The 12485-nt window shown below is 45.3% G+C and carries 8 protein-coding genes, 1 tRNA gene and 1 pseudogene; all 10 read right to left on the bottom strand.

Annotation, left to right across the window (positions count from 1 at the left end; all coding sequences use genetic code 11):
* Positions 1–126 precede the first annotated feature (126 nt).
* Positions 127–4329: a DNA-directed RNA polymerase subunit beta' gene (rpoC, locus tag BLU57_RS15175; RefSeq protein WP_090322735.1), complete on the bottom strand. Its 4203-nt coding sequence runs from the start codon at positions 4327–4329 to the stop codon at positions 127–129.
* A gap of 97 nt (positions 4330–4426) precedes the next feature.
* On the bottom strand, positions 4427–8500 hold the full coding sequence (gene rpoB, locus BLU57_RS15170; protein ID WP_090322733.1) for a DNA-directed RNA polymerase subunit beta: 4074 nt from the start codon (positions 8498–8500) through the stop codon (positions 4427–4429).
* A gap of 153 nt (positions 8501–8653) precedes the next feature.
* The gene (rplL, locus tag BLU57_RS15165) at positions 8654–9037 is read right to left on the bottom strand and encodes a 50S ribosomal protein L7/L12 (protein ID WP_090322730.1); all 384 of its coding nucleotides are present in this window, start codon (positions 9035–9037) and stop codon (positions 8654–8656) included.
* A 51-nt stretch (positions 9038–9088) separates the two neighbouring features.
* Positions 9089–9604 carry a 50S ribosomal protein L10 gene (gene rplJ / locus BLU57_RS15160; protein WP_090322727.1) on the bottom strand — a complete coding sequence of 172 codons (516 nt, stop codon included), beginning with the start codon at positions 9602–9604 and terminating at the stop codon, positions 9089–9091.
* Between the two features lie 301 nt (positions 9605–9905).
* Positions 9906–10598: a 50S ribosomal protein L1 gene (gene rplA / locus BLU57_RS15155; RefSeq protein ID WP_090322723.1), complete on the bottom strand. Its 693-nt coding sequence runs from the start codon at positions 10596–10598 to the stop codon at positions 9906–9908.
* A 1-nt stretch (position 10599) separates the two neighbouring features.
* Entirely contained in the window at positions 10600–11031 is a 432-nt protein-coding gene (rplK, locus tag BLU57_RS15150; RefSeq protein ID WP_090322720.1) for a 50S ribosomal protein L11, read from the bottom strand.
* Positions 11032–11151: 120 nt separating this feature from the next.
* Complete coding sequence (gene nusG, locus BLU57_RS15145) at positions 11152–11685, bottom strand: transcription termination/antitermination protein NusG (RefSeq protein WP_090322718.1); 534 nt, start codon at positions 11683–11685, stop codon at positions 11152–11154.
* A 21-nt stretch (positions 11686–11706) separates the two neighbouring features.
* Positions 11707–12051, bottom strand: a complete 345-nt coding sequence (secE, locus tag BLU57_RS15140) for a preprotein translocase subunit SecE (RefSeq protein ID WP_090322715.1) — start codon at positions 12049–12051, stop codon at positions 11707–11709.
* 144 nt (positions 12052–12195) lie between these two features.
* Positions 12196–12271: transfer RNA gene (locus BLU57_RS15135), tRNA-Trp, on the bottom strand.
* A 73-nt stretch (positions 12272–12344) separates the two neighbouring features.
* Positions 12345–12485, bottom strand: a pseudogene (gene tuf / locus BLU57_RS15130) (elongation factor Tu); the annotation flags it as partial.

Here is a 12485-nt window from a genome sequence, read left to right as displayed (position 1 = left end):
AATCCATCCGGTCCCCTCTGCCCATACAGCTTCCCAAAACACAGGCAGGTAGCCTCCTCTAGACTACTTAGTCACCTCACCACTGTCAAGGGGACTGTAGAGGATCGAGTATTAAATTTCTATTTTCTAGACTGTGCTATCGATTGAAATGCTTGATTCCAAACCTAACTCGGATATTCTTCCTTGATTCTTGCGTTTGCTGTGAAAAGACAATCCCGTCCCTGCTGGAACTAGTCTTCCTACGATCACATTTTCCTTCAGACCACGCAAATCATCTTTTTTACCCATGATGGCAGCTTCGGTCAACACGCGCGTTGTTTCTTGGAAAGATGCCGCTGAAATGAATGAGTCGGTAGACAATGATGCTTTTGTAATACCAAGCAGCTGGAACTCATACGTAGCAGGCATTTTTTTCTCTGCGATCAACCGCTCATTCTCTATCAACAGATCGGCACGCTCGACTTGCTCACCGGTAATAAACGTGGAATCACCGGCATTAGTAATTTGCACTCGTCTTAACATCTGACGCACAATGACTTCAATATGCTTGTCATTAATCCTAACGCCTTGCAACCGGTATACGTCCTGAACTTCATCTGTAATATAACGCGCCAGTGCTTCAACACCCTGTAAACGTAATATGTCACGAGGATCAGCTGGACCGTCAACGATAATTTCGCCTTTGTTAACAACTTGTCCGTCATGCGCCATCACATGCTTATCTTTTGGAATTAGATATTCATGAACGGTGCCTTCTAGATCGGTAATGACAAGCCGCTGTTTGCCCTTGGTATCTTTCCCGAACGATACGATGCCTGTTACTTCAGCTAACATGCCCGCATCTTTTGGTGACCGTGCTTCAAATAGCTCAGCCACACGCGGCAAACCACCGGTAATATCACGCGTTTTCGATGTTTCCTGAGGAATTCTTGCCAGTACTTCGCCAACACTCACCTGCTGTCCGTCACGCACGGTAATAATACAACCGATCTGGAAAGTAATGCTCACAGACTGATTGCTGCCAACCATCTTGATCTCATTACCGTCATCATCGAGGAATTTAACCAATGGACGCAAGCCTTTTGATTGCGAAACCCCGCGGCGTTTCGGATCAATGACCACTAATGTCGACAATCCGGTCACTTCATCGATCTGTTTGGCGACCGTTACCCCCTCTTCGACATTCTCAAATCGTACTTTACCGGTATATTCAGTGATAATTGGCCGTGTATGCGGATCCCATGTGGTCAATATTTGACCGGCTTTTACCGCTTCACCATTCCGTACCATCAATGTCGCACCATACGATGCTTTATGCCTTTCACGCTCGCGACCATTTTCATCTTGAATGATGATTTCACCACTGCGCGAGATGGCGATTAATTCATTTTGCGCATTCGTTACGTAACGCATTGTAGAAGAATAATGCACTACACCACTTGATTTACTCTCAACCTGACTGACAACGGCTGTTCTGGATGCTGCGCCGCCGATATGGAACGTACGCATTGTCAATTGCGTGCCTGGTTCGCCAATCGATTGCGCGGCGATGACACCCACAGCTTCACCCACGTTGACCGGCGTGCCACGCCCCAGATCCCGGCCGTAACATTTGGCGCATAGCCCGTACCGAGTCTCACAAGTCAATGGCGTGCGTACTTTAACTTCATCAATACCCAAGGACTCGATTAAATCAACAGCGTCTTCATCCAATAGTGCGCCCGAGGCAAACACGACTTCCTGATTTTCGGGATTAATTAAATCGTTTGCCACCACTCTTCCAAGAATCCGTTCGCGGAGCGCCTCAATAATTTCGCCACCTTCCACCAGAGCCTTCACCACCACACCGTTACCGGTACCGCAATCTTCTTCTGTAACTACGAGATCTTGCGTCACATCAACCAAACGCCGCGTCAAATAACCCGAGTTTGCAGTTTTTAACGCAGTATCCGCCAGGCCTTTACGAGCACCATGCGTCGAAATGAAGTACTGCAAAACGTTCAGCCCTTCACGGAAATTGGCGGTAATTGGAGTTTCAATAATCGATCCATCCGGTTTCGCCATCAGTCCACGCATACCCGAGAGCTGCCGTATTTGTGCTGCCGAACCACGCGCACCGGAATCCGCCATCATATAGATCGAATTGAACGATTCTTGCACCAATGACTTACCATCTTCACCCAATTTGTCCTTACCCGTAGTCGGATCTTGTACTGCTTCCACGCCGAGTTGATTCATCATCGCCTTGGCGACCTGATCACCCGCACGTCCCCAGATATCGACCACTTTGTTATAGCGTTCGCCTTGCGTCACAAGACCTGAAGTATATTGACCTTCAATTTCTTTCACTTCTTTTTCCGCTGCAGCAATGATATCGCCCTTCTGCGTTGGGATCAGCATATCATCCGCACAAATTGATATCCCTGCGCGTGTCGCATACGTGAAGCCCGAATACATCAGTTTATCTGCAAAGATAACCGTCTCACGTAACCCACAACGTCTGAAGCTCGCATTAATAAGCTTCGAGATCTCTTTCTTTTTAAGAGTTTTGTTCAGTAGTGAGAAAGGTAAGCTCGGTGGGAAAATCTCAAATAATAAGGTTCTTCCAACAGTTGTTTCATACCGAGTAATCTTTTCACAGCGCTCTCCATCAGCGTTTGTCTCATACTCTTTGATTCTCACTGTGATTTTGGCATTCAACTCGACATTGCGGGTTTCATAAGCGCGCGAAACCTCGCCCACATTCTGAAATATCATGCCTTCGCCTCGCGCCCCAACCTTTTCCCGCGTTGTATAGTAAAGTCCGAGCACTATATCCTGCGACGGCACGATAATCGGCTCGCCATTGGCAGGTGACAACACATTATTGGTTGACATCATCAAAGTGCGGCATTCCATTTGCGCTTCTAAAGAAAGCGGCACGTGAACAGCCATTTGGTCACCGTCAAAGTCAGCATTAAAAGCTGCACATACCAGCGGATGCAATTGAATTGCCTTGCCTTCAACCAGTACCGGTTCAAACGCCTGAATACCCAATCGATGCAGCGTTGGCGCCCGGTTCAGCATGACCGGGTGCTCGCGAATGACATCTTCCAATATATCCCAGACTACCGGGCTTTCATTTTCGACCTCACGCTTAGCGGCTTTTATAGTGCTAGCAATTCCCATTATCTCCAGTTTATTGAAAATAAATGGTTTAAACAGCTCGAGCGCCATCTTCTTCGGTAGTCCGCATTGATGCAGCTTAAGCTGTGGTCCAACCACAATGACTGAACGTCCGGAATAGTCCACACGTTTGCCCAGCAAATTCTGACGAAATCGACCGCCTTTACCCTTGATCATATCGGCCAAGGATTTGAGCGCACGTTTATTCGCACCCGTCATCGCCTTACCGCGGCGGCCATTATCCAATAATGAATCAACCGCTTCTTGCAGCATCCGCTTTTCATTACGAACGATAATCTCTGGCGCTTTCAGTTCCAGCAGGCGCTTTAGACGATTATTACGATTGATGACACGCCGATACAGATCATTCAAATCAGAGGTAGCAAAACGTCCGCCATCCAAGGGTACCAATGGACGAAGATCCGGCGGCAATACCGGCAGCACAGTTAATATCATCCACTGTGGCTTTATACCGGACTTATTGAATGCCTCGAGTAGTTTGAGGCGCTTAGAGATTTTCTTGATTTTTGTCTCGGACCCTGTGCTTTCCATCTCACGCCGGAGGATTTCAATCTCTGCAGTGATATCCAAGTTGCTCAATAAATCGCGAATGCCTTCAGCGCCCATGCTGGCACTGAAATCATCGCCATACTCTTCTGTTTTGATTAAATAGTCATCTTCCGTCAAAAGCTGGCAGCGCGTTAACGGCGTCATCCCCGGATCGGTAACTACGTAAGCTTCAAAATAAAGCACCCGTTCAATATCGCGTAAGGTCATGTCCAGCACCATGCCGAGACGAGACGGTAACGATTTGAGAAACCAGATATGCGAAACCGGGGAAGCAAGTTCGATATGCCCCATCCGCTCGCGACGTACCTTGGATAAAGTAACTTCAACACCGCACTTCTCACAAATAACACCACGATGCTTCAGACGTTTGTACTTGCCACACAAGCACTCATAATCCTTCACTGGGCCAAAAATTTTGGCGCAGAACAAACCGTCTCTTTCCGGTTTGAAAGTACGGTAATTAATCGTTTCCGGTTTTTTTACCTCACCATACGACCATGAGCGTATTTTCTCAGGAGATGCAAGGCCAATTTTGATGGCATCGAACTCTTCTTTGTGAGTAACTTGTTTAAATAAATCTAGCAGTGCTTTCATTTGTCACTCCTGTCAATCAGGGGGCAATAAAAATTGTATAAATCAAAGTATGAATGGCAGAATAGAATCGCATTCGATCATTCATGGTTATGAATAATCAATACTGTTCTAAATCGATATCCATTCCCAATGAACGTATTTCTTTTACCAGTACATTAAATGATTCCGGCATGCCGGCATCAATCTTATGATCACCCTTCACAATACTTTCATATACTTTGGTACGCCCGGTCACATCATCGGATTTCACAGTCAACATTTCCTGTAAGGTATAAGCTGCGCCATAGGCCTCCAGCGCCCAAACCTCCATCTCACCGAAACGTTGCCCGCCAAATTGCGCTTTACCGCCCAATGGTTGCTGTGTCACCAAACTATAAGGACCGGTTGAGCGCGCATGCATCTTATCATCCACCAAGTGATGCAGTTTCAGAACATGCATATAACCAACCGTGACTGATCGGTCGAAAGCTTCTCCCGTCCGGCCATCGTATAAGGTGATCTGGCCTGATTGCGGTAAACCAGCAAGTTCTAGCATATCTTTAATCTCATGCTCGGTTGCTCCGTCAAATACTGGCGTTGCAAACGGAACGCCTTCGGTCAGATTTTCGGCTAACGATAAGATTTCACTATCCGATAATGAAGCAATATCTTCTTTTTTACCGCTCCCGTTATAAATCTTATTCAGAAATTCTCTGATCTCATTCACATTCTGTTGAGCTTGCAGCATCTCATCGATTTTTCTGCCCAATCCTTTTGCTGCCCAACCCAAATGAACTTCAAGAATCTGCCCCACGTTCATCCGGGAAGGCACACCCAGCGGATTCAATACGACATCGACTGGCGTTCCATCCGCCATATAAGGCATGTCTTCCAATGGTACGATCTTCGAGATCACACCCTTGTTACCATGCCGTCCCGCCATCTTATCGCCCGGCTGCAATCGCCGTTTAATCGCAATATAAATCTTAACCATTTTTTGCACACCGGGAGCCAGTTCATCTCCCTGTGTGAGTTTTTTCTTTTTCTCATCAAATGCCGCATCGAATGCTTTGCGCTTTTGCGCCATACTTTCGCGCACCTGCTCCAATTGTATGCTCGCATCTTCATCGGCCAGACGGATATCAAACCAATAATGTGGATCAAAGCTATGCAAATATTCAGCCGTAATCTCTTTACCTTTGACTAGCTTATGAGGACCGCCAGTTGCGATCTTACCAATCAGCAAGCGCTCAATACGTTGAAATGCATCTTCTTCCACAATACGCAACTGATCGGCCAGATCCTTTTTATAACGATCAAGTTCATCATCGATAATTTTTTGCGCGCGTTTGTCACGTTCGATTCCTTCTCGCGTAAACACTTGCACGTCGATGACGGTTCCAGATATGCCCGATGGTACCCGTAGCGAAGTATCTTTTACATCCGATGCTTTTTCGCCAAAAATTGCCCGCAATAATTTTTCTTCCGGTGTCAGCTGCGTTTCACCTTTAGGTGTAACTTTCCCAACCAATACGTCACCGGCTTCTACTTCCGCGCCGATATAAACAATGCCCGATTCATCAAGACGGCCCAATTGATGTTCCGATAAATTGGGAATATCAGCCGTTATCTCTTCCGTACCCAGCTTGGTGTCCCGGCTCACAACGGAAAGCTCTTCAATGTGTATCGAGGTGAAGCGATCTTCCGCAACGATCCGTTCGGATATCAGAATCGAGTCTTCAAAGTTATAGCCATTCCAGGGCATAAATGCCACCAGCATATTTTGTCCAAGTGCAAGTTCCCCCATGTCGGTAGAAGCGCCATCGGCTATCACGTCGTCTTTACTGATATTGTCTCCAACTTTAACCAGAGGCCTCTGATTAATATTGGTATTCTGGTTCGAGCGGGTGTATTTGATCAGATTATAAATATCCACACCCACTTCACCCATACGCGTTTCTGCGTCATGCACCCGCACAACTATCCGGCTCGCATCGATATAATCCACAATACCGCCACGCTTGGCTCGCACAGTAGTTCCTGAATGCACTGCCACGACGCGCTCTATCCCCGTACCGACAAATGGCTTTTCAGCACGCAAACAGGGAACGGCTTGACGCTGCATGTTCGATCCCATCAGCGCACGGTTCGCATCATCATGCTCTAAAAATGGTATGAGCGAAGCAGCTACGGAGACAATCTGCGCCGGCGCCACATCCACGTATTCGATACGTTCCGGCGACGATAATTCAAACTCGTTTTTGTAGCGACAGGACACAATATCGCTGATTAGCTGATGATTTTCATCAAGCTCAGCGTTAGCCTGCGCAATCATATAATTACCCTCTTCAATCGCGGACAGGTAATCTATTTCTTCTGTCACCCGGCAATCTTTTACTTTGCTATAGGGCGTTTCAATAAAGCCATACTCATTGGTTCGCGCATACAATGCCAGCGAATTGATCAGACCGATATTAGGTCCTTCCGGTGTTTCAATCGGGCATACCCGGCCATAATGCGTGGGATGTACGTCACGCACTTCAAAACCGGCTCTTTCCCGTGTCAACCCACCCGGCCCCAAAGCTGAGATGCGTCGTTTATGCGTAATTTCAGATAGCGGATTCGTTTGATCCATGAATTGTGATAATTGGCTGGAACCAAAGAACTCTCGTGCCGCTGCTGAAACGGGTTTCGCATTAATCAAATCATGCGGCATCAGATTCTCTGATTCGGCCTGACTTAACCGTTCCTTCACTGCGCGTTCTACACGCACCAGTCCTGATCGGAATTGATTTTCCGCCAACTCACCGACCGCACGTACACGGCGATTACCAAGATGATCGATATCATCGATCTCGCCACGGCCATTGCGCAATTCGACCAGAATTTTGATAACCGCGATAATATCGTCATTCGATAGTGTCTGAGCACCCGTCAATTCAGTTCTGCCCACTCTGCGATTAAATTTCATTCGACCGACAACGGATAAATCATAGCGTTCGGGCGAATAGAATAAACCGGCGAACAATGCTTTAACAGCTTCCTCGGTCGGTGGCTCACCCGGGCGCATCATGCGGTAGATCGCAACCTGCGCATTCATTTCATCGGTCGTTTCATCGATCTTCAGCGTTTGTGAGATATAAGCGCCATAATTAAGATCGTTTACATACAGTGTATGAATTTTTTTGATGTTGGCTTTACGGATTTTAGCCAACGTATCTTCGGTAATCTCATCGTTGGCAAGCGCGACAACTTCACCTGTTTCCTTATCAACAATATTCTGCGCCAGTATCCGTCCTAATAAGAAGTCTTCCGGCACATCCAATTGATCGATCTTGGCTTCTTGCATTTCGCGTATGTGTTTGGCGGTAATGCGCTTATCCTTCTGAACTATTACTTTCTTGCCTTTAGCCGTAATATCAAAACTGGCTACCTCGCCACGCAAGCGTTCCGGCACAAGTTCAAACTGGATACCTTTGTCTGAGAAATGGAAACAATCAAAAATGAAAAACTCTTGTAGTATCTGTTCGGAAGTGCAACCGATCGCCTTTAACAGAGTTGTCACAGGCATTTTGCGGCGGCGATCAATCCTGAAAAACAAACAATCCTTCGGATCAAACTCAAAATCCAGCCACGATCCGCGATAAGGAATAATCCGTGCAGAAAATAGTAATTTTCCCGAAGAATGGGTTTTACCACGATCATGCTCAAAAAACACGCCAGGTGAGCGATGCAGTTGTGACACAATCACCCGCTCAGTGCCATTGATAACAAAAGAACCGGTATCGGTCATTAGAGGTATTTCACCCATATAGACTTCTTGTTCCTTCACCTCCTTGACAGTCGGCTTGGATATTTCCTTATCCATAATCGTCAGTCTTACTCTTGCACGTAATGGCGATGCATAGGTTAGCCCGCGTTGCTGACACTCCTTGACATCGAATACCGGTGCTCCGAGTTCATAGCTGATAAAATCAAGACGCGCATTTTTTGTATGACTCTCGATTGGGAATATTGAATTAAAGGCAGCTTGTAATCCCTGGTTTTGGCGCTTATTAGGCGCGACATTTTCCTGTAAAAAAGCTGCGTATGATTCGAGCTGAGTAGCAAGAAGAAACGGTATAGGCAATACGCTCGCACGTTTGGCAAAACTTTTGCGGATACGTTTTTTCTCTGTGAACGAATAGCTCATGAATTTTCTCCGAGAGAAGAAGACAGAGGATTGAAGGACTGAGGCCAGATAACTATCAATTGTTCAAATGCCCAAAATGACACATCAAATGGTCAAAATATCAAAGGCTGGCGGCTACAATAGCCTACCAGCCTGGAAAATTTATAATTTTTATTACTTAACTTCGCAAGTAGCGCCAGCTTCTACCAGCTGTTTCTGAATTGCAGCAGCATCTTCTTTGGATACACCTTCCTTAACTGGTTTCGGTGCACCATCAACCAAGTCTTTTGCTTCTTTCAAACCGAGTCCGGTTACTGCTCTTACCACTTTGATCACATTTACTTTACTTTCGCCAGCAGATGTGAGAATAACGTTAAACTCAGTTTGCTCCGCAGCAGCAGGAGCAGCGCCTCCACCACCCGGTGCGGCAACAGCAACAGCAGCTGTCGCAACTGCAGATACACCGAATTTATCTTCCATCTCTTTAATCAATTGCGATAATTCGAGTACGGTCATGCTGGCAATTGCTTCTAATATCTCATCTTTCGTTACAGCCATTATTTTCTCCTGGTTATTTTCTATTTACGTATTAAGGAAGCTTGAAGAACGCTATTTACTATCTCGTACCATGGCTAAGCCACGTACAAAACGAGCAGGTACTTCATTCAGTGTTTGTACAAACTTGGCGATAGGTGCCTGCATTGTTCCCAACAATCTTGCCAGCAATTCATCACGACTTGGCAATACTGCGAGTGCAGTAATCTCATCACGCGATATCACTTGTTCGCCGATCGCACCAACTTTGATTACGAATTTTTCATTGTCTCTAGAAAACTCATGCAACACTTTCGCTGCTGCTACCGGATCGGTACTGATGCCATAAGCAAGCGGACCAACCATATGCTTGGCTAACCCTGCATAAGGCGTATCTGCGACAGCACGACGAACCAATGAATTTTTTATGACATGAAAATAAACTCCTGACTCGCGAGTTTTCGCTCTCAGTTGCGTCATTTGACCAACTTCCATCCCTCGATACTCTGCAATAATAATCGCTTGAGCGTTAGCTACCTGAGCGCTCACTTCAGCTACTATTGCTTTTTTCTCATCAAGATTAAGACTCAAGGTTCACTCTCCATCAGTTAAAAATAGCATTCGATTCATGAATAAATTTTTCATCCTCGAATACTACACACTGGTGACCTTAAACCAGGAAAAACAAAACTCCTGTCTGGGTTCACCATCTACGCTGGGTTCTCAGGACATCGCAGAAAAAACTAAAAGTCTAATATTTTTCTCTGCATAGTTGAGAGTTTAAGTGTCATCCAGTTAAATCCAGAAAGTTTTTCATCCACCTTCAGTACACCCCAACGGTCTTTGATAATCCTCAAATACAAACTGTATTTGATGGCCCAAAGTTCTTTTGTTACGTTATGCTTGTTTGATCTACCCGTATACCAATTCCCATAGTACTTGAAACGGACACTTTTCTTAGATAAATGCCTTTTGACGAAGCCGGTTTGGATTTATTCAGTGCTTCAATCAATGCCTTCAAATTTTGTTTTAATGCATCCACACCAAACGACGCACGGCCAATTGTGCAGTGAATGATGCCGGTCTTGTCCGCTCTAAATTGTACCTGCCCAGCTTTCGCATTCTTAACTGCACCGGCAATATCCGCAGTCACGGTACCCACCTTTGGATTTGGCATTAAACTACGCGGCCCCAGAATTTGACCTAATTGACCCACGACCCGCATCGCATCTGGACTTGCGATAGCAACATCAAAGTTGATATTCCCAGCTTTAATTTCAGCAGCCAAGTCATCAAAACCAACAATGTCTGCTCCCGCTTCTTGGGCTTCTTTTGCTTTATCGCCTTGCGCAAATACCGCAACACGCACTGTTTTTCCTGTACCTGCGGGCAAAACTACCGAGCCGCGCACAGCTTGATCGGATTTCTTCGCATCAATACCCAAATTGACTGCAATATCAATAGATTCATCAAACTTTGCTGTTGCAGCCTCTTTAACGAATCCCAATGCCTCGTCAATTTGATACGCCTTATTTCGGTCCACTTTACTTGCAATAGCCTGATAGCGCTTCGATGAACGTGCCATTTTATATACCCTCCACTTCTATGCCCATACTTCTTGCACTTCCAGCAATCGTACGTACAGCAGCATCCAAATCTGCCGCCGTCAAATCCGGCATTTTTGTTTTGGCAATCTCTTCGGCTTGACTACGGCTTAATTTGCCTACTTTGTCTAAATGTGGCCTAGCGCTTCCCTTTCCAACACCTGCAGCCTTTTTAATTAAGACCGATGCCGGTGTTGTTTTCATTACAAACGTAAAACTTTTATCAGCATAAGCAGTAATGATAACGGGGACAGGTAAGCCTGGCTCCAATTTCTGGGTAGCCGCGTTAAACGCTTTACAGAACTCCATAATATTTAACTGCCGCTGACCTAGCGCCGGCCCAATAGGTGGACTTGGATTAGCTTTTCCGGCAGGTACTTGCAACTTAATATAGCCAATAATCTTCTTTGCCACTACATCCTCCTGATGGGTACAATCGAACGACTACGCGCTCTCCCCGGTGATAAACAATAAAAAAGCACCTAAAAAACTTTAATTCAATTTATTCTCAATTCTAAAAACAATAACTATCTACTAGGATTTCTCTACTTGATTGAAGTCCAACTCAACAGGTGTTGGGCGTCCGAATATGGAAACGGAGACTCTGAGTTTGCTTTTGTCGTAATTGACATCTTCCACGTTGCCATGAAAATCTGTAAACGGCCCTTCCTTAACCCGAACTGCTTCACCAATTTCAAATAGAATTTTCGGCTTTGGTTTCTCAACACCTTCTTGAATTTGATGGAGTATATTATCGACTTCCTTCTGACTTATCGGCGTAGGTTTCATAGCAGAACCACCAACAAAGCCTGTAACTTTCTCGGTATTCTTAACCAGATGCCATGAATCATCGGACATCTCCATTTCTACGAGCACATAACCCGGAAAGAACTTACGCTCACTAATATTTTTTTGGCCACTTTTCATTTCTATCACCTCTTCAACCGGTACTAGAATTTGACCAAACTTATCTTGCATGCCAGCTCGCTCAATACGATCCTTTAATGCACGCTGTACACTTTTCTCATAACCTGAATAAGCGTGAACCACATACCATTTCATACCCATTCTTTCCTCTGAGAGACGCGATCAAGCATCCGGATTCATCATAACTTTTACAAGTGACATCAACCCAGCATCAATCAACCATAAAAACAATGCCATGGCAATGACGAAAGCAAATACTACACCCGATGTTTGTAGTGTTTCCTTGCGGCTAGGCCAAACTACTTTTTTCGCTTCTTCAGAAGATTCTCTGCAAAATATATAAAATTCCTGACCTTGGGTTGTAAATTTTGCAGTAACTGCTGCCAACAAAAATCCTGCCAGAATAGACAATATGCGCACAACCGTGGCGCTCTCATTTAAATAAATGAAACCTGCTACACCAGCAATAATAAATACAAATACAAGCCCAAGCTTCAATTTATTCACGTCTATTGAATCCTTTTTTCCTTGCGATTGTGAAAAAACATTCGATTGCGCTACAGAGCTGAAAGCTCATTTTATTACCACAATCAGAACCGCCATCCACCAACTAACGTTCATTTAATTATTATCAAAGCAATATCAGTTATATGGCAGGCCAGGAGGGCATCGAACCCCCAACCTTCGGTTTTGGAGACCGACGCTCTGCCAATTGAGCTACTGGCCTTTTAACTGAGATGTATATGAAGCTAAAACCACAAAAAAACAATTACTATCGTGCTTTTATTATAACAAAAAACTTACTCAATAATTTTTGCGACGACACCGGCACCAACCGTGCGCCCACCTTCTCGTATCGCAAATCGCAATCCGTCTTCCATCGCAATCGGTGCTATCAGATTTACCGTCACCGATACGTTATCCCCAGGCATCACCATTTC

The organism is Nitrosomonas oligotropha (genome assembly GCF_900106555.1).
GTDB lineage: Bacteria > Pseudomonadota > Gammaproteobacteria > Burkholderiales > Nitrosomonadaceae > Nitrosomonas > Nitrosomonas oligotropha_A.
Note: the sequence above shows the minus strand (reverse complement) of the source record. Positions and strands in the feature narration are given on the sequence as shown.

Coding starts and splice junctions, on each gene's coding strand:
- rpoC (WP_090322735.1), bottom strand. CDS start 4,329: ATGAAAGCACTGCTAGATTTATTTAAACAAGTTACTCACAAAGAAGAG.
- rpoB (WP_090322733.1), bottom strand. CDS start 8,500: ATGAGCTATTCGTTCACAGAGAAAAAACGTATCCGCAAAAGTTTTGCC.
- rplL (WP_090322730.1), bottom strand. CDS start 9,037: ATGGCTGTAACGAAAGATGAGATATTAGAAGCAATTGCCAGCATGACC.
- rplA (WP_090322723.1), bottom strand. CDS start 10,598: ATGGCACGTTCATCGAAGCGCTATCAGGCTATTGCAAGTAAAGTGGAC.
- nusG (WP_090322718.1), bottom strand. CDS start 11,685: ATGGGTATGAAATGGTATGTGGTTCACGCTTATTCAGGTTATGAGAAA.